The organism is Herpetosiphon giganteus, from assembly GCF_016907925.1.
GTDB classification, from domain to species: Bacteria; Chloroflexota; Chloroflexia; order Chloroflexales; family Herpetosiphonaceae; genus Herpetosiphon; species Herpetosiphon giganteus.
Map to the genome: position 1 here is coordinate 72,177 of NZ_JAFBCZ010000004.1, position 20,179 is coordinate 92,355.

General features: G+C 50.1%; 16 protein-coding genes. 6 read left to right on the plus strand and 10 right to left on the minus strand.

Features of this window, described 5'->3' with window-relative positions; genetic code table 11:
* The first annotated feature begins 73 nt into the window (after window positions 1-73).
* The 6 genes from JOD20_RS04720 (at window position 74) to JOD20_RS04745 (ending at window position 5,811) form a co-directional block, all read left to right on the plus strand.
* Window positions 74-391, plus strand: a complete 318-nt coding sequence (locus JOD20_RS04720) for a hypothetical protein (protein ID WP_204754159.1) — start codon at window positions 74-76, stop codon at window positions 389-391.
* A complete protein-coding gene (locus JOD20_RS04725) occupies window positions 372-1,634 on the plus strand; it encodes a sensor histidine kinase (RefSeq protein WP_204754160.1) in 1,263 nt (420 codons plus the stop codon). Before JOD20_RS04720 ends, JOD20_RS04725 begins: the two co-directional genes overlap by 20 nt.
* Window positions 1,631-2,494 (plus strand): response regulator, encoded by an 864-nt coding sequence (locus JOD20_RS04730; protein WP_204754161.1) that lies wholly within the window; start codon window positions 1,631-1,633, stop codon window positions 2,492-2,494. The genes JOD20_RS04725 and JOD20_RS04730 overlap by 4 nt, the downstream gene beginning before the upstream one ends.
* A 528-nt stretch (window positions 2,495-3,022) precedes the next feature.
* Window positions 3,023-4,543 carry an acetaldehyde dehydrogenase ExaC gene (gene exaC / locus JOD20_RS04735; protein WP_110513971.1) on the plus strand — a complete coding sequence of 507 codons (1,521 nt, stop codon included), beginning with the start codon at window positions 3,023-3,025 and terminating at the stop codon, window positions 4,541-4,543.
* A 70-nt stretch (window positions 4,544-4,613) separates the two neighbouring features.
* Window positions 4,614-5,006, plus strand: coding sequence for a DUF779 domain-containing protein (locus JOD20_RS04740; RefSeq protein ID WP_204754162.1), 393 nt, complete (start codon window positions 4,614-4,616; stop codon window positions 5,004-5,006).
* Window positions 5,007-5,565: 559 nt separating this feature from the next.
* Window positions 5,566-5,811: a hypothetical protein gene (locus JOD20_RS04745; protein WP_110513969.1), complete on the plus strand. Its 246-nt coding sequence runs from the start codon at window positions 5,566-5,568 to the stop codon at window positions 5,809-5,811.
* 53 nt (window positions 5,812-5,864) lie between these two features.
* Here JOD20_RS04745 and JOD20_RS04750 read toward each other — a convergent pair whose 3' ends face one another.
* From JOD20_RS04750 to JOD20_RS04795, 10 genes are all read right to left on the minus strand, one after another.
* Entirely contained in the window at window positions 5,865-6,464 is a 600-nt protein-coding gene (locus JOD20_RS04750; protein ID WP_204754163.1) for a biotin transporter BioY, read from the minus strand.
* Between the two features lie 26 nt (window positions 6,465-6,490).
* A complete protein-coding gene (locus JOD20_RS04755; protein ID WP_204754164.1) occupies window positions 6,491-7,285 on the minus strand; it encodes a GNAT family N-acetyltransferase in 795 nt (264 codons plus the stop codon).
* Window positions 7,285-9,486: a hypothetical protein gene (locus JOD20_RS04760; RefSeq protein WP_204754165.1), complete on the minus strand. Its 2,202-nt coding sequence runs from the start codon at window positions 9,484-9,486 to the stop codon at window positions 7,285-7,287. The genes JOD20_RS04755 and JOD20_RS04760 overlap by 1 nt, the downstream gene beginning before the upstream one ends.
* Before the next feature lie 96 nt (window positions 9,487-9,582).
* Complete coding sequence (locus tag JOD20_RS04765; protein ID WP_204754166.1) at window positions 9,583-11,568, minus strand: alpha-amylase family protein; 1,986 nt, start codon at window positions 11,566-11,568, stop codon at window positions 9,583-9,585.
* 29 nt (window positions 11,569-11,597) lie between these two features.
* The gene (locus tag JOD20_RS04770) at window positions 11,598-12,488 is read right to left on the minus strand and encodes a carbohydrate ABC transporter permease (RefSeq protein WP_204754167.1); all 891 of its coding nucleotides are present in this window, start codon (window positions 12,486-12,488) and stop codon (window positions 11,598-11,600) included.
* Window positions 12,489-12,495: 7 nt separating this feature from the next.
* Window positions 12,496-13,440, minus strand: a complete 945-nt coding sequence (locus JOD20_RS04775; RefSeq protein ID WP_204754168.1) for a carbohydrate ABC transporter permease — start codon at window positions 13,438-13,440, stop codon at window positions 12,496-12,498.
* Window positions 13,441-13,500: 60 nt separating this feature from the next.
* Window positions 13,501-14,823, minus strand: a complete 1,323-nt coding sequence (locus JOD20_RS04780; protein WP_204754169.1) for an ABC transporter substrate-binding protein — start codon at window positions 14,821-14,823, stop codon at window positions 13,501-13,503.
* Window positions 14,824-14,946: 123 nt separating this feature from the next.
* Entirely contained in the window at window positions 14,947-15,171 is a 225-nt protein-coding gene (locus tag JOD20_RS04785; protein WP_204754170.1) for a hypothetical protein, read from the minus strand.
* 222 nt (window positions 15,172-15,393) lie between these two features.
* The gene (glgP, locus tag JOD20_RS04790; protein WP_204754171.1) at window positions 15,394-17,532 is read right to left on the minus strand and encodes an alpha-glucan family phosphorylase; all 2,139 of its coding nucleotides are present in this window, start codon (window positions 17,530-17,532) and stop codon (window positions 15,394-15,396) included.
* A 614-nt stretch (window positions 17,533-18,146) separates the two neighbouring features.
* Complete coding sequence (locus JOD20_RS04795) at window positions 18,147-20,162, minus strand: ABC transporter permease (RefSeq protein ID WP_204754172.1); 2,016 nt, start codon at window positions 20,160-20,162, stop codon at window positions 18,147-18,149.
* Between the last annotated feature and the right edge of the window lie 17 nt (window positions 20,163-20,179).

The following is a 20,179-nucleotide window of genomic DNA, read 5'->3' on the forward strand; positions in this document are numbered from 1 at the left end:
ATTGGCTTAGGTTGCGGGCTAGGGCTATTTAGCTGTTTGGTGCTGCAATTAATGATCGAACGTTGGTAAGCCAATGCTGAGTCATCAATGGCTAATTCATGCTGTGGTTGCGCTATTAACTGCGTGGATCTTGATGTATAATTTTTGCCCACAAGGATTGTTCAAGCTGCTCGTATTTGGGCTAATTGGGCTATTAATCGTAGGTTGCATTGATTTTTTGCATAGGATTATGGCCTATTTGCTGCCATTTGAGCTAGCAGCATTAATCGTAAGTAGCTTGCTCAATAGCTTTATGCTGTTTTGCTGTTTTGGTTGGCTGTTTGATTACGATTATCATGCAATGGTAACCTTGCTTAAATCGCGACTTGGTTATGATTCAGCCAAGCCTTGACGAGCCACAAATTCAGCAGCACTATCAGCAATTGCTTGTGCATCATAAGCGGCGGCTGATTAAGCTCATTACGCTGCTAGCGTGTGTGCTGGCGTTGCCATTTACCCTTGTGCTTGGCTTGGATGTGATCAATCAACAGCAATCGTTGGGAGTTTTTGGCTTACACCTCGCTCGCAGTCTGCTCAATCCGTTGCTGGTTTGGTGGTTGCTGCGGCGTAAACAGATTAATTGGGCTTGGCATGCAAGCATGCTGATTGCAATTATCCATAATTCAGCGTTGGCCTACGCCATGCGTTCGCCGAATGTGCTTATTTTTGAATTATTTGCAGTCTGTGGTTTTGCAGTCGTCATGCCATTTTGGCAGGTTTTGGGCTATAGCAGTGGCTTGATCGGCCTGAATTATCTAGCAGCAGGCCACTTAATTATCTTCAACGAATGGGTATTAGTAATTATTGTTGTGCTGAGCATTGTATTGATGTGCAGCGCAATTGGCCTCGTTTCGCGCCAAACCTTGCGCTATGCCAGCCAGCAACATTTCCAAACGGCCCAGTTGGTAGAGCAACGAACCAGCATGCAGCAACAACTTCACGATTTGCAGCAGCATGTCCAACAGCTTAGTTTGCTCAAACACGATTTGCGCCAGCCCCTCAAAAGCGTCCAAGGCTTGCTACAACATCTAGCCTTCGAGCAACCAGCAACCAGCCCCACAATCCAGCCAGCCTTGGCAGCAACCCAACGGGTCGAACGCCAACTCAACAATTTGCTCGATCAAGCACGCCATCAATTAGCAACCCAACGCGCCAACCTGACCAGCATCGACCTTCAGCAATGTTTGAATCAACTCCAACCAGCAATCAACGGCTTGGTGGCCTACTATACCGAACCTCTTGCCAATGTAAGCCTCGAAATCGCTGCTGGCAGCCAGATTATGGCCGATCGTGAGCAATTTGAGCGGGCGCTGTTTAATCTGCTTGATAATAGTTTGAGCCGTTGCCAACAGCAGGTTATTATTCGCAGTTTTCAGCACAACGGCTCTTTGGTGCTTGAAATCAGCGATGATGGTGCTGGAATGCATCCAGATTTACGCGCAGCGCTTAATCGTGGCGATTTCAGCCCGATTAGCCAAGGCTTGGGCTTGAAGCAAGTGCAACAAATGCTCACGCAAGCAGCAGCAACCTTGCACGTGCTCGATTCAGCAATTGGCTGCACGCTGCACATGCGGTTTCCACAGGGTGTTGAATGAGCAAGTATTGCATTATTGTTGATGATCTCGCGGTCGATCGCCAACTGGCAGCGCGCTATCTCCAAGCAGCTGGCTATCAAACCAGTTTGGCACGTTCGAGCAAACAAGCGACCGAGCAATTGCAGCAAGCCTTGACGAGCTATCAGCCAAGCCAAATTCTGTTGCTGCTCGACCTCAATTTGCCCAACGATCCAGCGATTCAGCAGGTGGTTGCATCGTCGTTGGCTGGGGCAAATCTGGCTTTGCAATTGCAAATTCAAATCGCCAATGGCAGTTTGCCCAAGGTAGCAATCGTAGCCTTGACCGCGTTGAGTGCTAGCGAAGTTCATCAAACGGCAATTGCCTTTGGTTGCGATGCGGTGCTTGAAAAACCAGCCACGCCAGATTTGGCCCAACGAATCGAGCAAGCGCTGGCAGCAAGCAGCCAACAAGCGCCAATTGGCAGCCAAGCCTTGCTGAATATTTTGCGGCTGCGGCTGCTTGCACCAACGCCAAGCCCAGCCTTGAACGAAGAAGACCTGACTAAAGCGCTGCTTCAGCTGCATCGGCAAGGCTTGGTCGGGCTTGGAGCAAGCCATTTGGCTAAATATTTATTTCCGCATAGCGCTAGTGATTATCAACGTGGGCTGCAAACCCAAGCCAAAATTGCTACGGTTATTCGGGAGGCGATGCAATTGAATGTGTTGGAAACCTTGGCGATTTTAGAGGGCGAATTTGTGCATTTACAGGCTCCGCAAGCCCAAGCAGAGCACTTACACCTCTCGAAAAGCGAATATTATCGCCGCCGCAAAGAAGCGATTAGCCAGCTCTACCATATTTTGGCTGAAGCTAGAACAGAGAGCAGAGAGCATAGAACATAGGAAGTTTGGAAACCGCGAAGCGCACGAAGGGCACGAAGCACGTTTTTTAGCCACAGATTGCACAGATTATTGTGATGATGTTCCAATAGCCCAAAGCCCAAAGCCATAAATGCTCTGCGCTTCTGCGTTAAAAGCCCATCCATCAAAGAACCGCAACACCCCGATAGCCATCAGCCAAGGGCCTTTCCTCCATCATCCTTCATCCTTATATGTTCGCCACAGATTCCACAGATTATGTTAACTTAAAACCAATAGCCTATAGCCTTATTTTTTGCCTTCTGACTTTTGACTTTTGACTTTTAGCCCTCATAATTCCTCCCTCATCCTTCATCCTTCGCTCTGTGCTTCTGCGTTAAATCCCGATTCTCTATCCCTGCCCCTTATGTTCTATGTTCTTTGCTCTATGTTCTTTCCTCCCGCCTTTTGTGATATGATAGGAACACGACGGTTGGAAACGCTTCACCTCTGGTTTTGGAACATCCCCCACCCATGTTGGCCCAAGCTTGAAACATGCTATTGGAGGACACTGTGGTCTACACCAATCCCAATCAGCCGGGCAGTAAGGTCAGTTTTAAGTCGCGTTATGGCAACTACATCAATGGCGAGTTTGTCGAGCCAGTCAAGGGCATGTATTTCGAAAACATCAGCCCCGTCAATGGCAAGCCGTTCTGTGAAGTTCCACGTTCTACCGCCGAAGACATCGAAAAAGCGCTCGATGCGGCTCACGCTGCCAAAGCTGCTTGGGGGAAAACCTCACCAGCAGAACGAGCCAACATTCTGAATAAGATTGCCGACCGCATGGAAGCCAATCTTGAAATGTTGGCAGTCGCCGAAACGTGGGAAAATGGCAAGCCAGTGCGCGAAACGCTCGCCGCCGACATGCCACTGGCAATCGATCACTTCCGCTACTTCGCTGGGGCAATTCGCGCGCAAGAAGGCACCGCCGCCACCGTCGATGAAAATACGATTGCCTACCATTTTTACGAGCCATTGGGCGTGGTCGGCCAAATTATCCCTTGGAATTTCCCTATTTTGATGGCAACCTGGAAATTGGCCCCAGCGCTGGCTGCTGGCAATTGCGTTGTGCTCAAGCCCGCCGAGCAAACGCCCACGACAATTCTCGTCTTGATGGAATTAATCGGCGATTTACTGCCACCAGGTGTGGTGAATGTGGTTAATGGCTTTGGTATCGAAGCTGGCAAGCCCTTGGCAAGCAGCAATCGGATTGCCAAAATTGCTTTTACCGGCGAAACCACCACAGGCCGCTTGATTATGCAATATGCCTCAGAAAATATTATTCCTGTCACGTTGGAGCTTGGCGGCAAATCGCCCAATATCTTCTTTGAGGATGTATTGAGCAAACAAGATGCCTTTGTTGATAAAGCACTCGAAGGCTTTACGATGTTTGCGCTCAATCAAGGCGAAGTTTGTACCTGTCCATCACGGGCATTAATTCAAAAATCAATTTATGGTGAGTTTTTAGAACGCGCCGTCGAGCGCACCAAACGCTGCGTTCAGGGCAACCCGCTTGATCCAGCCACAATGGTTGGCGCACAAGCCTCAAACGATCAATACGAAAAAATCTTATCCTACTTGGCGATTGGCCGCGACGAAGGTGCTAAGGCCTTGGTTGGCGGTGCCAAAGCTGAAATGAGCGGCGACCTCGCCGAAGGCTATTACATTCAGCCAACGATCTTTGCTGGCAACAACCGCATGCGCATCTTCCAAGAAGAAATTTTCGGGCCGGTAGTTTCCGTAACCTCGTTCGATGATTTTGACGATGCCTTGAGCATTGCCAACGACACGTTGTATGGCTTGGGCGCTGGATTGTGGACGCGCGATATGAATACCGCCTATCGCATGGGTCGGGCAATTCAAGCTGGTCGCGTCTGGACTAACTGCTACCACTTGTACCCTGCCCATGCTGCCTTTGGTGGTTACAAACAATCGGGGATTGGCCGCGAAAACCATAAGATGATGCTCAATCACTATCAACAAGTCAAAAACTTGTTGGTCAGCTACGATCCCAATCCAATGGGCTTCTTCTAAATTCCAAACGGCGCACTACCGCAGGTTTTGGGCTTGCGGTAGTGCTGCCAGCGCAACAAGGAGCTAGATCATGTCAGTTGAACGAGTGCTTGCTACCGAACAAACTACAGCTTTAATTGACAAACTCAGCCAATTGCATGGGCCACTCATGTTTCATCAATCTGGTGGTTGTTGCGATGGCAGCGCGCCCATGTGTTATCCGCGCAAAGAATTTCGGGTTGGCCAGCACGATGTGTATCTTGGCGAGATTGCTGGTTGCCCGTTTTATATCAGCGGGCCGCAATTTGAATATTGGCAACACACCCAATTAACAATCGATGTGGTTAAAGGTCGCGGCAGTGGCTTTTCGGTCGAAGCTCCCGAAGGCGTGCGTTTTTTAACTCGTTCACGGGTGTTTAGCGATGCAGAACATGCAGAATTGCAAGCAGCAGGCCTTCCCCTACGCGGCCCGCAGCACGAGTAAAGAGCAAAGAACATAGAGCATAGAACATAGAACATAGGATTTTGAGCCACGAAGGGTCAGAAACCGCGAAGATCGCGAAGGTTAATTTTTTGATCCACGAAGGACACAAAGAACACGAAGATGAGGTTATGGGCTATGTGCTTTTGACGTTACCAACAAATGCCTGATAGCCTAGAGCCTTCAGCCCATCGCCATAATTCCTCTGCGTCTCTGCGTTAAATGCCGATCCCTGACCCCCGATCCCTGACCCCTTGTTCTTTTTGACTTCTGAATTTTGATTTTTATTTCATCCCTCATAATTCATCCTTCATCCTTCATGTTCGCCACAAATTGCCCAAAGCCCATAGCCCCGAGCCAATAGCCCTATTCTCTTTTTGACTTCTGACTTCTGACTTTTATTTCATCCCTCATAATTCATCCTTCATCCTTCTTACTACCTTCCATCGTTGAGCAGGACGAATGGTTCTGGCATAGCTCTTGCACACCATGATAGGATACAAACTACAACGGCATTCTTCAATTCATATCTACATATTCAAATAACCAAGGAGTTCTTGAGATGAACGTGAAGCGTGAAATCTTGATGCAAGGCGTAGAGCTTGCACCAATCGTCGAGCGACTTAAAGAGGAAGGCTCCAAACGTGGCTTGAGTCAATCGGCCAATAACGAATATGGCCCAGTCTATATCAACCATCATTACGATTTGCGCATCGAGCGCGATCCCGGCGATTGGGGCCAATATCGGCTGATGCTGATGCACAAGCTCCAACCAAAAAGCAGCTTTTTCGGCATGTTCCGCCGTTAAATGCCAAACCGGCTGAAGTAGATTCAGCCGGTTTGTTGTTTAATTGCCGAAACTTAGCGTTCGTTATGCCCGAATAAGGCCCAAGCCCCAGGCAAAACCAAGGCGGCAACCACAATCTTCAGCGCATCGCCCAGCAAGAAGGGATAAACCCCAGCCCACATGACGCTAATTTGGCCAAAGGTATCTTTATAAATATTCAGCCACGATGCCCCGATTGCATAAATGATTAGGTTGCCAAACCCAAACATTGCTAAAGCCGTTGGAACTCGGCGATCCCAGCCGCGTTGGGCTAGCCAGCCAACCAAGGTAGCAGCAAATGGCAAGGCCATCAGATAGCCGCCCGTTGGGCCAAGCAACTTCACCATGCCACTGGTCATGCCAGCAAACACAGGCATGCCCGCCAAGCCTTCGACCAGATAGAGTAAAATTGCCAAAGCGCCACGCCGTGGCCCCAAAATCGCTCCCGTCAACAGCACGCCCAAGGTCTGGCCCGTAATTGGCACGGGGGTCCAAGGCAACGGAATAGCAATTTGAGCGGTGAGGGCAACAAACAAACTAAACCCGACAATCAGCGCAAGATCACGCCCAAGCGATTTGCTTCGCCCAAGATCGGCCAAGGTTTGTCGTTCCGCTACCGATTCCACACGATACATGTGCAGCTTCCTCCTAGATAGATTGTCTACGATCCTCGTTGCTCTTCTAGCGTTACTTTATTGTAGGCAAGCCCAAAGCCGGCTCGCGTTACAATCCGTTGCGAATCGCTGCTGCTGATGGTCAATACCGTCGCCCAACGACAACCCTGCGCCTGGGCATAAGCCAAACGCGCGGCAATCAGGCTGGTTTGAGCACCACGTCGCCGCCAAGCTGGACTAACAAAGGTTGAAAACAGCGTCGCAACCTCGCCATTGATGCTGAGCGCACCACAGCCAATCAGCTCATCGTCAAGCCAAGCCCCAAAAAGCTGGCTATCGCTGCGCGCAGCAGCTGCATTGGCCATCGTAATGCCCATTGGGCTACTCTGGCCACGCTCAGTCATTGCCTCAACCCAGAGTTGGCGTTGTTCAGCTGCGATTATGCGCGATTGTACACTACTTGGGCTAAAAGGGGTATAACGCAGCATGTCAAAAGCCAGCACACTCCACCAACGAATAATTCGATAGTTGCCCAAGGCCAACAGAGCTTGCAGGCTAGGGTCGCAAAATGGCGTTAGTTCAAGGCTCACTGGTAGCTGCCGTTGATGATAAAACGCTGCTAATTCGCCAAAAAGCGCAGCATCCCATTGTTGTTGGCTGCCAGCCCCAACCGCCCGATTAATCGGCAAGTCGGGGCCAGTGTAGCAGGCAGTCGCATCGCCAATTAAGGCCCAAGTCGCTTGGCTAGCGGGCACAATCTGGCCAACTGCGGTTGTGTAGTGGCGCAAATTATGCGCATCGGCAGCCTCAAGCTGAGCCGCCAATTGACGATCAATCAACATTATTGGCCTCGAATGGTCATTGGCAACCAAACCCGCCATTGACTCACCACTGGCGTGTTGGTAATCGTTGGGGTGTTACTTGGGGTTGGCGTGTTACTTGGCGTACTGGTATTGGTTGGGGTTAATGTATTCGTCGGGGTATTGGTTGGAAGATTCGTCGCCATCACGCTGGCGGTAATACTCGCCACATTGCCTTGTGCATTGGAAACCCGCACCCAAACTTGACGATTGGTTTGCACATTGTTCAAGGTCAGGGTTGGCGATGTTGCGCCAGCAATTGGGTTGCTGGTATCGCCAGTTGCGCCGCTATACCATTGATAGCTCAGGTTGGCAGCTCCAGTTGCGGTCACGTTCACGCTGGCATTTTGGCCAAACGAAACGGTCGTATCAACTGGTTCGCGCACAATTCGCGGAGCCAAATGGCCATACACCACCAATTTATCGGTGTTGGTAATGCTATCAACCGAGAAGGTGCCAACAATAACTTTGCCATCAGCAACCAACGGCGTGTTAAATTTAGCCAAATTGCCCATCGCATCGCGGCTCGCAATTTGGTTGCTATTCCAGGTTTCTTGCAAGGTCAAGGCATTATACGCCCGCAGCACACCAGGCTGGGTTGTCGTATTGGCGCTGCCGCCAGTCGAATGGGTTGCCCAAACAATGCCCGTATTGGCATTCGTGCCATTCCACGACAACGACATCACCCCACCAGGCATCTGAACCGTTTGTAAGGTGCTGGTTGCCACAGGCGTAGTAATGAAGCTTGGGGTCAAGGGTTGAGTGGTGCTGAATTGAAAAGCCTTCAATGGCGAATTGACTGGCCACACAAACATACGTGTGCCTGTTGAGCCACCAGCAGCCCAAACCACTGGCGAGCCAAAGATCCCACGAAAGCCAGAGCCACCGTGGGGCTTGAAGCTTTGATAAAACTTGCCTGAAACAGGCTTATCAAAGCCTGTTGTGCCTTGTTGAACGCCTAAACCGCCCATATCATTGCGATTGAAGACATAGATTTTGCCGCCCTTGCTGCCTGCAATCATCACATTCGTGTTCGGAATGAGGATTGCGCCAGTTGTGCCAAGGTCGGTATCGTTGGTGTTGAGCGTTTTGTAATCATAGGGCGTAAACCAGGTTTGGACGGTTGGCGTAAGCGGGTTGCTAATGTTCAATTTGCTGACCGACGAGCCATAATCGCGGCCATTGGGCAAATTGGCGTTCCAACTACCATTGCCAATCGAAAGATACAAATTGCCTTGACCGTCGCTGGTTAGGCCTTGGCCGCTCATCCAAATGCCGCCTTCGCCGTCGTTGGCAGCGTTTGGCTGCGAAGTAACTTCTTTTTGTGGGGTTGTGTTGTAGATTAATTCGCGTTGGAGCGTGGTTTTGTTGTAGCCAAAAACCCAGCCATGGTAGGGATCGGTATCTGCATAGCCTGCAAACGCCACATACACCCGATTGCCATCAAGCAATAACGACGATCGTTGCAAATGCTGGCGGCTATCGAACACCACCAAACCATCGTTAGGGTTCGCATCGTTGCCATCGCCTGGCACTGAGCCTTGAATATTCGTCGATTGAATAATTGCGCCAGTTAAAATATTAATCGCGACCATGCGATGCTGATATTGATAGGCTCCCAAACGAATAAATGGCACAACGTAGAGGGTATTCGTCGCAGGGTCAATTACTGGCGAGCCGGTAATCCCAACGTAGGGTTTAATATCTTGATACACGCCACCATTGTAGCGCGTGCCAAATTCGCGCAGGCTGCTGGTGGCAAATTGGCCAAGGTTGACCGACCATAACGGCTGGCTCATGGCTGGATCATCAGCATCAAACGCATAAACATTGTTCTTCTGAGTTGCCACCAACACCACATTGCGCACCCCAACCCCAGGTATTGTGAGATCTGGTACATACAAGGGTTGGGCATAAATCTGGCCATCAACCGTGCGGCTAAACAATTTACCAAACGTATTTGAGACAACATTGGTTGGCGCAAGCAATTGCTCGGCGGCGGTCGTTCCAGTGCGGGCATTATCAAAACTACGGGTCGTCACCGCAACTCTGGCTGGTGGCGGCTGAAGCTGGCTGGTTGCGCTTGGTACAGCATGAACTGCCGGTCGGCTCAGCCCTAATCCGCCACTTAAACCGGCTATCAGCCCAACAAGCAATAGAATGCGTAATTGAACATTTCGCATCGTTGCGCTCCTTCTGCAAAAAGAACGGGGAATTGCTGCAACTATACTTGATTCAGGCCGTGGCTGCAATCGTTACCGGAACCGTATCCAGCAGGCTCAAAAATTTTTTGCTGGCTCGCAAAGCCAACAACATTGGTAGCTGTCAAGCACGATTTCTGCCCTTTGGACATCAATATTTAATTGGGTTGGCTCCAACAAATTGTGCAAGTTACCAGCCAAACCAGCCTCGCGAACAACGCTTAACGCCACCCGTTGCGGCTCAGCGGAAAGGTTTCCAAGAATTAAAATTCGCCCCAACGGGTGAACCCGAATCACCCCTAAAACATGGCGTTGTTGGGTCCAAATCGGGATAGTTTGGCCAGCGCTATGCAAGGCGGGCGTTTGTTGGCGAATGGTAATTAAGTTGCGGATTAAATGCCATAAACGCCCAGCAAGCGTGGTTGGGTCGTGGCGTTGTGCTGCTAAGGCCCAATTCATGGCCGGACGATGCAACCAGCGGTTATCGTTGGCTTTGCAGGGGTCGTTTAAATAGCTGTGATCATTAAGCATGCCCAATTCATCGCCCATATAGATTAATGGAATGCCGCCAAAGCCGAAAATCACTGCATACAACAAGGCGATTCGGCGAATTGCCAACTCAATCGCCGTCGGATCGGCGTTTGCTAAGGCTTGTTCTAGCCCAGCCAACGAAGCAGTCATGCCACTAATGCGACGATCATTGGTAATCGGGTTGTATTGAAAAACCTCACCACGGGCGAAGCTACCAGCAAACTCGCCACGATACCAAGCGCTCAAAAATTGGCGATGCAACGGCCCATCTTCGCCAACCAAGGCCGCGTTTTGGTCAGTAATCGCCCAGCCAATATCATCGTGACAGCGCACATAGGTAATCCACGTGGCGTTGCCAGCAGTCGCAGGCATATTCAGCAACGATTGAGTCAGCAGATCGGCACGCTGCGAGGCTAAGCCACTCCACAACAGCACCATCAATGAATTATGATAGGCAATTTCGCAAAGTTTGCCCGTGCGTTGGCCCAAGCCCAAATATTGAACCAAATCATCAGGTGCAACAATCGCCTCAGCCTTAAAAATCGTCGCCGGACAGACGATCCGCATTGCTGCGCGCCACGCCTGCAACAAATCAAGCACTTCTGGCTGATTTTGGCAATTCGTGCCCAAACGCTTCCACATAAATGGCACTGCATCCAAGCGCAACACATCAACGCCCAAATTAGCCAAATACAACAAAATATCGAGCATCTCCAACCAAACCATGGGATTAGCATAGTTCAAATCCCATTGAAATTCGTTGAAGGTGGTCCAAATCCAACGCCCATGCGCGCCAAGTTCTGGATACCAAGTGAAATTGCCAGGAGCAAAATCGGGAAATACTTCGGGCAAATGCTGCTCATAGGCATCAGGCAAGCTGCGATCAGCAAAGCTCAGGTAATAATCCAAATAGGTTGGATCGCCAGCTCGCGCTTTGAGCGCCCATTCATGTTCTTTGGCGGTGTGATTAACGACCACATCGATGCAGACGCTCATGCCGTTGGCTCGCAGCAAATCGCTTAATTCGACAAAATCGGCAATTGAGCCAAGCTCACGATTAATCGCCCGATAATCTTGCACTGCATAGCCACCATCGTTGGGGCCATAACGCGGCTGCAACAGCGGCATCAGATGCACATAGGTCAAGCCCAAATCTTGCAAATAATCGAGATGCTCAATCACGCCGCGCAACGTACCAGCCAAGCGATCGACGTAGTAGATGCCGCCAACCATCCGCGCTTGAGCAAACCAATCAGGCTCGATTTCACGAGCTAAATCGTGAATTTTCAGCGCATCACGGCGTTGGGCATAGGCCGCAACCAAACGCTCAGCTAGTTGTTCAAGCAGCGCTGGCCATGCAGAATGCTGGGCATACAAGGCCGCTAAACCTGCAAAACAATCATTAAAATGGCGTTGTACGCGCAGCCGAAAAATATCGCGATCGCGAGGATTGGCAATCTGTTGGGCCAACAAAGTATCGAATAGCTCGCCAATGCGAGACATTGGGCTTGATTGAACAGTAGCTTTTTGCATAACAAAGCTCCTCCTGCGCGTTATGCCGATTAACCCTTGACCCCTGATGAAGCCACCGATTGCACAAACCATTTTTGAAAGAGCAGAAAAATAATCAGCACTGGCAACGTTACCATCGTGGCAAACGCCATAATATCGCCCCATTGGCGCGGCATTTGGCCAAAAAATGCTTGCATGCCAACGGTCAACGGGCGCACCGCTGGATTGCGCACGACCATCAATGGCCAGAGAAAATCGCCCCAGTGCGTCAGAAATTGCAGAATTGCGACGGTAGCAAACACAGGTCGGGAAAGTGGCACAATAATTTGGGCATACATACGGAAACGACTAGCTCCATCGACCAGCGCCGCTTCCTCAATATCCTTGGGAATATTCAAGAAAAACTGATAGAACAGGAAAATCGAAAAAGCATCGGCAATAAATGGAATAATTTGGACGTGATAGCTGTCGAGCCAGGTCATCCGACCATCAAACCACGGCAATTGGTTGACGATCAACAATAATGGCACGGCTACGGCCTGAAATGGAATGATAATCAAAGCTATGATGATTGCCAATAGCAATTTTTGACCCCGAAATTGCATTCGCGCCAATGCATAGGCAATTAAGCTATTAACCACCAGGCCAAAGAGCACAATTGTGAAAGCTATCAAAACTGAATTGATTAAATATCGCGCAAATGGCACACGGGCAAACACATCGCGAAAATTTTGCAATGAAAGCTCGCCAGTTGGCAAAAATGCTGCAAATGTGCTCATTTCACGCAAAATTTGGCCTTCATCGGCTTTAAGCGCTGTAACCAGCATAAATACAATTGGGAATAGACTGAATAGCGCAATGACGGTCATTAACAGATACGAGCCAAAACGACGAGGGCGTTTTTGCCAGCGCTTGGTTGGTTCAATTGCAGGACGTTGCATCAACAAGCTACCTTTCTGGCCGAGTAACTATCCGTTGGCCAAGCGAAATCAGCAACACAATCACAAAAAACACCACCGAAAGCGCCGAAGCATAGCCAACTTTTTGGCTGCGAAAGCCACTATTCACAATATGCAGCATTGCGGTAACCGTCGCATCGTTGGGGCCGCCTTTGGTCATAATCTCAACTTGATCGAACAATTTGAAGGCCATAATCGTGGTTGAAATCACCACAAACACTGAAGTGTTGCGCAATTGGGGCAGGGTTACAAAGCGAAACTGTTGCCAAGCATCAGCGCCATCCAATTCAGCTGCTTCGTACAATTCGCCAGGAATTTCCTGCAAACCAGCCAGATAAATCACCATCTGAAAGCCCACACCCTGCCAAATCGACATCAGCATAATCGCGGGAAAAGCCAATTTTGGGTCTTCCAGCCAGCGATACGGCCCAAGCTGGCCAAAGCTGATAGTTTGAATAAAACTATTAATGATGCCTTGATCGGGATTGTAGAGAAAGGTCCAAACCACCGCCACAATCGCCATCATCGTGACAACCGGAATAAAATAGATGGTGCGAAAGAAGTTGATCGCTTTGATTTTCTGGTTGACCAAAATCGCCAAAAACAGGGCAAAACTGGTTTGGACTGGCACAACAATCAATACAAACAAGAAATTATTCAGCAACGCCCGCACAAACGTCGCGTCTTGCCACATTGCCAGATAATGTTTGAAGCCAACAAAACGAGTTGGGATATTGAGATTTGGTACCAAGCGTTGGTCGGTCAGCGAGAGATAGAACGCCAAGCCAAATGGCGCAATCAAAAAGATACAAAGCAACAGCAGCGCCGGAGCAACAAACGCCCAAGCCACCCGCTGCTCGCGCCGTTTCCAGCCTAGCATTGGAGTGCGAGCAGTAGCTTTTGGCGGTGCGGTCGGCGATTTTAAAATCGTCATAAGCAAGACTCCTTGGGAAGAACCAAGCCGCCGCAAGCAACGGCTTGATGATTAACGTTGTTACTTCACTGGATAGCCTTGATTATCTTCAATATCGGCATCAATTTTTTGGGCCGCTTTATCCAATTCGGCTTGCACATCAGCGCCAGCCACAATATTATCGACCGCCTCGGCAAACGCACTGGTAATCACTGGATATGCGGGCGTGATAGGCCGCGGCACAGCAACGCCGTTGGTCAATTGCTGCACATAGATATTCAGCGGAGCGCCATCACCAAATAATTTCGATTTGGCAATTGCCGAGCTGCGCGCTGGCACCGCACCATTGGCATCGCTCATGCGCAACACTTCTTCTGGCGAAACAATGAACGAAAGCACTTCAGCAGCGGCAGCAGGGTTCTCACACTTGCTGGTAATGCCCCAATTCCACGAACCCATGCCCGTTTTTGAGCCTTTGCCCAAATCGGCGGCAGGCAAAACCAATAAATCAGCGCCTAGCGCCTTGGCATAATCAGGGTAGGCCCAGTGGCCAACCCAGCTCAACGCAGCCTTGCCCTCAGCAAAATCGGTATCGCCAGCAGGCTTCGGGTTGACATAGCCATTAGTAAACAAGCTTTGAAACCATTGCATTGCTTCGACCGAAGCTGCTCCATTCAAGGTGCCAGTTGCTTTTTGATAATTCGAGCGATCGATCAAATCGCCACCGAACGATTGCAAGAAGGGCGAAAAACCATAGCTAAACCATTCGCCACGGCCATAATTCATTTTCAATTCAAGCGGATACTGCAAGCCATTGGCTTTGAGTTTGCTCAAGGCTTGGTCTAGCTCGGCCCGCGTCCATGGCTGTGCAAGCGTTGGAATGCGCACGCCAGCTTTTTCCAACAGCGCTTTATTTGCATAAAAGCCCAAGCCCGAATCGAACTGGCCAAGGCTATACAATTTGCCGTTATACGTGCCTTGTTGAATGATTGAGGGCAAGAAATCGGCTTTAACATCGGTTGAAATCAATGAATCCAAAGGCTGCAAATAACCCGACCAAGCATAGTTATAAACAAACGGCCCATCAAAATCGAGCAAACAGGGCAATTCGCCGGCCAAGGCAGCAGCATTGACCTGATCGTTATATGCGCCTTCAGGCAATTCGATGGCTTCGATTTTAATTGCTGAATTTTTGGCGGCGAAGGCTTGGAGGGTTGCATTCAAGGCATCGCGTTCAGCGCCTTGGCCTGAGTGAAACCAAAGCGTGACGGTGCCGCTTGCCGCACCAGGGTTGGCATCGACAGTTGACGTGGTAGGAGGATTGGTTGGCGTAGCAGCTGCGCCGCATCCAGCCAAGATCAAGCCGACAAGCAAACTAAACGAGCGAATCCATAGTCGTTTCATGGTTGGGTATCCTCATTGATGAAACCAAACGTCAGGCTCCTGCGGAATTGATTGGCGTAGATTGGCAATTGATGCTGAGTAGACTCCTTTATGATACGCTAATTTTTCATGGAAACGTTTCCATTATTGTGCTAAAAAATTCTCGTTTTGGGCAGCATGGTGAGCCAAGCAAAAACGAGCAGCTGGAGAATTGGCATCGAAAAAGGTCTTTTTAGGTTGAATTTTGGCTATCTGAAGTAATGGAAGCGTTTCCATTACAATATAGTAAAGTTGTACGCTTGTCAAGAGTGAATTTTGGCCAGGAGCTACCGCCCTCGATAGCCAACGAAGTAGCCAAATCTCCTGCATTACGCTCCTCATTCACTGGGTGGGAAAGAAGTTGGGTTAAGGGACAATAAACAATCATTCATTGAAGAACGATCGATCAGCGAACGAAGTTTTGGCCTAAAAACGCCAAACGAGCACGATTTTGAGCTTTTTCAAAACCATGCTCGTTTGTTTGACTGACAAACATTGTTTGTAAGCCAAAAAAGCGCTGGTGTAGCACAGGCTCACGCTACAAACGGCGGCTTATTCGGCTTGCATGCCTGGTACATAGTATTGGGCTACGTAATCTTTGAGCATGCGGCGGAAGCTAAATTCTGGCGCAACCGTGCGAATCGATTCCTTCATGGTTGCAATCCACTTGTGGGGCAAGCCATTGGCATCGCGCTCGTAGAAGGCTGGCACAACCTCGTTTTCCAGCAAGCTATACAACGATTCAGCATCGTCAATATCTTGTTGTTCGAGATCGTCGTAGCCAGCTTCGCGGCCAATCGCCCAGCCGTTCTTGCCGTTGTAGGCTTCGCGCCACCAACCATCAAGCACGCTCAGGTTTGGCACACCGTTCATGCCAGCTTTTTCGCCGCTGGTGCCCGATGCTTCCAATGGTCGGCGTGGGTTGTTCAACCATACGTCAACGCTTTGCACCAAATGGCGGCCAACATTAATATCATATTCTTCAATAAAGAAGATCTTGCCGCGCAGCTCTGGGTCGCGAGCCATGTTGTAGACGGCACGAATAAAGCTCTTGCCTGGCTCATCTGCTGGGTGCGATTTACCAGCAAAAATAATTTGCACTGGGCGCTCTGGATTGTTCAGAATTCGCTTGATCCGATCCAAATCGCGGAAAATCAAGGTAGCCCGTTTGTACGTTGCAAACCGCCGCGCAAAGCCAATCAACAAGGCATTCGGATTAACATCGCCGCTAATTGCATCGTCGCGGTGATAGCCAAGTCGGCGTTGGCGTTGCCAAGCGCGTTCGCGAATAAAGCGCGCCAAATCGTGCTTCAAGCCAGAGTGCACGCCCCAAAGCACTTCATCGGGCATGTTGGTGATGCGATCCCAAGTTGTAGGCTCGTCCATCACTTCGCGCCAACCAGCGCCAAGCACCGAATCATACATATTGGCCATGGCTGGAGCCAACCAAGTATCCGAATGCACACCGTTGGTCACATGGCCAATTGGCACTTCATCAACCGATTTGCCTGGATACAAGAACTGCCACATTTGGCGAGCCACAGCGCCGTGCAATTCGCTCACGCCGTTATGATATTCCGATAAGCGCAAGGCCAGCACGGTCATGCTGAAGGTTGGCCCCCAGCTTTGTTGCTGCAAAGCAATATTCATAAAGGTATCGCGATCGATGCCCAGTTGTGGCCAATAGTTGTGGAAGAATTGATCGATCAAATCGAGTGGGAAGGCATCGTTGCCAGCTGGCACAGGGGTGTGGGTCGTAAAGACTGAACGCTTGCGCACTTCGGCAACGGCATGCTCAAGATTTTCGCCGCGCTGCACCCGTTCGCGCAATAATTCTAAGCCCAAAAATGCTGAGTGGCCTTCGTTCATATGCCAAACAGTTGGGTTGATGTTGAGGGCGCGTAACACCCGCACGCCTGCAATCCCCAAGATAATTTCTTGCGCCACCCGCAGCCATTGATCGCCACCATACAAACGGGCCGACAATTCGCGATCTTCAGGCCGATTTTCGTCAACATCGGTATCCATCAGCAGCAAGGTAATGCGGCCAACTTGGAAGCGCCACACTTTAACAAACACCGTGCGCCCAGGCAGATCGACGCTTACACGCAGTTCGCTGCCATCGCTATTGCGCACCACCAAGGCTGGCAATTCGGCAAAATTCAAGCGTTCGTAGAGCGCTTCTTGGGTGCCTTCGCTATTGATAAATTGGCGAAAATAGCCTTGGGGATATAAAAAGCCAACCCCAACAAACGGCAAGCCAATATCGCTGGCTTCTTTACAATGGTCGCCCGACAAAATGCCCAAGCCCCCAGAGTAAATTGGCAACGATTCGTGAATGCCAAACTCAGCCGAAAAATAGGCAATCGTGTGATCTTTATGGTCAGGATGGGTGCGGGCAAACCAAGTGCGATCATCACGCATATAATGATCAAATTTGATCGTTACCCGATCATACTGGGCCAAATAATTGCTATCAAGGGCTTTTTGTTCGAGGCTAGCTAAGCTAACTTCACGCAAAAATTTCACCGGATTATGGCCCGTGCGCTCCCATAACGTTGCATCAATCGTTTGGTACAGTGCTTGGGCTTCTGGTTGCCAGCTCCACCAAAGGTTATAGGCCAACTCATAGAGTCGGTTAATCCGTTGGGGCAACGGGGCAAACTGCGGTGGTAATTCAGCAACGTTCATTGCAACTCCTTGTACTACGATTAATTAAAAAACGATGCCGCTAGCCAGAAAGAGCCTGCCGCAACATCGCGTTGTTTGTTTTGAGCCTGAACGTTAGTGCCTATTATGGCTTAAAAGCGGGGGAGTTGCAACCGTTTTTGAAAGGATGAAGGATGAAGGATGAGGGATGAAGGGGCTAGGGTTCAGGCTATCGGCTATTGGCTGAAAGGGATCAGGATTCAGGGATGAGGCTATTGGCTATAGGTTATCGAAGATTTCTTGCAATGACAACAATTGTTCCGATAGCCATCAGCCTAGAGCCAAAAGCCACCTCCCCTTCGCGATCTTCGCGTCCTTCGTGGTTTCCATCCTTCGTGCTCTTCGTGTCCTTCGTGGCCAAAAGAAACCCAATCTGAGTCAATCTGTGCCAATCTGTAGCTAAAAAACTTAACCTTCGCGATCTTCGCGTCCTTCGTGGTTTCCATCCTTCGTGCTTTTCGTGGCCTTCGTGGCCAAAAGAAACCCAATCTGAGTCAATCTGTGCCAATCTGTGGCTAAAAAACTTAACCTTCGCGATCTTCGCGTTCTTCGCGGTTTCCATCCTTCGTGCTCTTCGTGTCCTTCGTGGATCGAAACTATACGCGGCGCGCCCGTGCCCGATACAGCACCGTCAAATAGAGCATCAAGCCAAAACTCAGAAAATTTGCGCCCCGTGGATTGATTGCGCTCCAAAACCAATTACCAGTTTGCTCACGCAAATCATCAAAAAGCTTGCCCACCTTGGGAATCAACAAAAGATCATAGCCCAACACCAAACATGCAGCAATCAACGGGGCAATAATTCGCCGCGAGCCAGCCAAAACCACAATAATTAACGCAATTGCTGAAACCCGAAATTCGGCTAAACCAGGTGAAATATAGCTAAAACTCGCCGCAAATAAGCCGCCAGCCAAGGCTGCCACACTGCCGCCCCAGGTATAGGCCAAACGCCTGATTGCGATCGGCTCAACCCCAACGCTTGCCGCCGCCAATTCATCGCTGGCCAAGGCCGCCAACGCCCGCCCATAGCGCGAACGAAGCAGGTTGTAGCCAAGCATACCAACCCCAACAACAACCGCCAAAAGTGCATAATAGCTTGCACTCGGGGCAGCTAAATCGAGGCCGAAGAGCTGCAAATTGGGCACGCCAGCAATTCCACTTGCGCCGTTGGTCACGCTGCGCCAGTTTTGGGCAATGCGATGGGCAATCACGCCCAAGGCAAATGTGACGATCGCCAACAATTCATTATCTAAGCGTGCTGCCAAAACGCCAATCAGCCAGCCAAACAAGCCACCACATAAACAGCAAACGACGATAATTCCCGCCAATTCGCCCGATGCTAACCAGGTTTGCCAGCCGCCATGCAAGCCAGTGCTCAGCAAAGCAACCAAATAGGCCCCCAGCACAAATGGCGCAGCATAGCCAAGATCAAGCATGCCGCCCCAACCAACAATCACATTTAAGCCCAAGGCCAGCAAGCCATAAATTAAAATTTGAATTGCCGCAACTTGAATGCCCAATTCAAACCAACTATTGAGCAATGGTACGCAGGCCAGCAAGCCAGGAATTAACAACCAACGCCAGCTTTGTTTTACAGACTGAACTGTGCTAACAATTGCTGCATTAATCGGGCTATCGTTGCTTGGCTGCTGGCGCAGCACAACAATTAACACTAATAAGCCAAGCGTGAGTGCCGGAGTCCATTGAGCCGCAATAAAATAATCGCTGAAGGCTGCCAACAAACCCAACGCCAAGCCACTCAGCAAGGCTCCCAACGGGCGGCCAATCCCGCCAAGCAAGGCAGCAGTAAAGGCAATTAAGCCACTTTGCGCCCCATAATTGGTATAGGGTGCGGTGTAATATAAGGCAAATAGCAAAGCCGCCAAGCCTGCCAAAGCCCCGCCAAGCGCAAAAGTTTGGCGCAAGGTCGCGCTATAGTTGATTCCACAGAGTTGGGCCATGGTTGGGTCGGCAGCGCTTGCCTGCAATTTCCAGCCAAAACGGGTGCGTTTGAGCAACCAATGCACGCCGAACGCCACCAGCAGCGCTAGCCCCACAACAATCAAATCTTTGCCCTGCAACACCAGCGCCGCATCGCCAAACAAATTGCCATGCGGCAACAAATCGGGCACGTTAATCCGCGCTACTTCAGGTATCCCAGGCACACTGCGATGCTCGCCTGGAATCACTGCGTTGGTCAAGGTACGCACAAACAAAGCCGCTTGGTAGAGCATGAACGAGATGCCGAGGGTTGCCATCAATGGCGCTAAACGGGATGCGCCGCGAAAAGGCCGAAAGCCAATCTGCTCGATAATTACGCCTGTGCCAGCCCCAACCAAGCCACATATTAACAAAACCGCCAGCAAGCCAAAGCCAAGCCACCACCAAGCCTGACCAACCTGCAAGCCCAAAATTGCAATCGATTCGGCAGCCAACACCGTGAGCAACGAAAATAAATCGCCATGAGCAAAATTGAGCATGCGCACAACGCTATATACCAACGTAACGCTAATCGCATTCAAGCCAATAATCGCCCCATTGGCCAAGCCAAAAATAACCAATTGCAGCAAAAGCTGGCTACACGAAAACTGGGCACCACCACAAGCAGTCATTGTGATTTCCCCCAAGC

What these genes read in the sequence shown, in the direction of transcription:
- JOD20_RS04720 (WP_204754159.1), top strand. Translation starts at nt 74, where the DNA reads ATGCTGAGTCATCAATGGCTAATTCATGCTGTGGTTGCGCTATTAACT.
- JOD20_RS04725 (WP_204754160.1), top strand. Translation starts at nt 372, where the DNA reads ATGATTCAGCCAAGCCTTGACGAGCCACAAATTCAGCAGCACTATCAG.
- JOD20_RS04730 (WP_204754161.1), top strand. Translation starts at nt 1,631, where the DNA reads ATGAGCAAGTATTGCATTATTGTTGATGATCTCGCGGTCGATCGCCAA.
- JOD20_RS04740 (WP_204754162.1), top strand. Translation starts at nt 4,614, where the DNA reads ATGTCAGTTGAACGAGTGCTTGCTACCGAACAAACTACAGCTTTAATT.
- JOD20_RS04745 (WP_110513969.1), top strand. Translation starts at nt 5,566, where the DNA reads ATGAACGTGAAGCGTGAAATCTTGATGCAAGGCGTAGAGCTTGCACCA.
- JOD20_RS04750 (WP_204754163.1), bottom strand. Translation starts at nt 6,464, where the DNA reads ATGTATCGTGTGGAATCGGTAGCGGAACGACAAACCTTGGCCGATCTT.
- JOD20_RS04755 (WP_204754164.1), bottom strand. Translation starts at nt 7,285, where the DNA reads ATGTTGATTGATCGTCAATTGGCGGCTCAGCTTGAGGCTGCCGATGCG.
- JOD20_RS04760 (WP_204754165.1), bottom strand. Translation starts at nt 9,486, where the DNA reads ATGCGAAATGTTCAATTACGCATTCTATTGCTTGTTGGGCTGATAGCC.
- JOD20_RS04765 (WP_204754166.1), bottom strand. Translation starts at nt 11,568, where the DNA reads ATGCAAAAAGCTACTGTTCAATCAAGCCCAATGTCTCGCATTGGCGAG.
- JOD20_RS04770 (WP_204754167.1), bottom strand. Translation starts at nt 12,488, where the DNA reads ATGCAACGTCCTGCAATTGAACCAACCAAGCGCTGGCAAAAACGCCCT.
- JOD20_RS04775 (WP_204754168.1), bottom strand. Translation starts at nt 13,440, where the DNA reads ATGACGATTTTAAAATCGCCGACCGCACCGCCAAAAGCTACTGCTCGC.
- JOD20_RS04780 (WP_204754169.1), bottom strand. Translation starts at nt 14,823, where the DNA reads ATGAAACGACTATGGATTCGCTCGTTTAGTTTGCTTGTCGGCTTGATC.
- JOD20_RS04785 (WP_204754170.1), bottom strand. Translation starts at nt 15,171, where the DNA reads ATGCAGGAGATTTGGCTACTTCGTTGGCTATCGAGGGCGGTAGCTCCT.
- glgP (WP_204754171.1), bottom strand. Translation starts at nt 17,532, where the DNA reads ATGAACGTTGCTGAATTACCACCGCAGTTTGCCCCGTTGCCCCAACGG.
- JOD20_RS04795 (WP_204754172.1), bottom strand. Translation starts at nt 20,162, where the DNA reads ATGACTGCTTGTGGTGGTGCCCAGTTTTCGTGTAGCCAGCTTTTGCTG.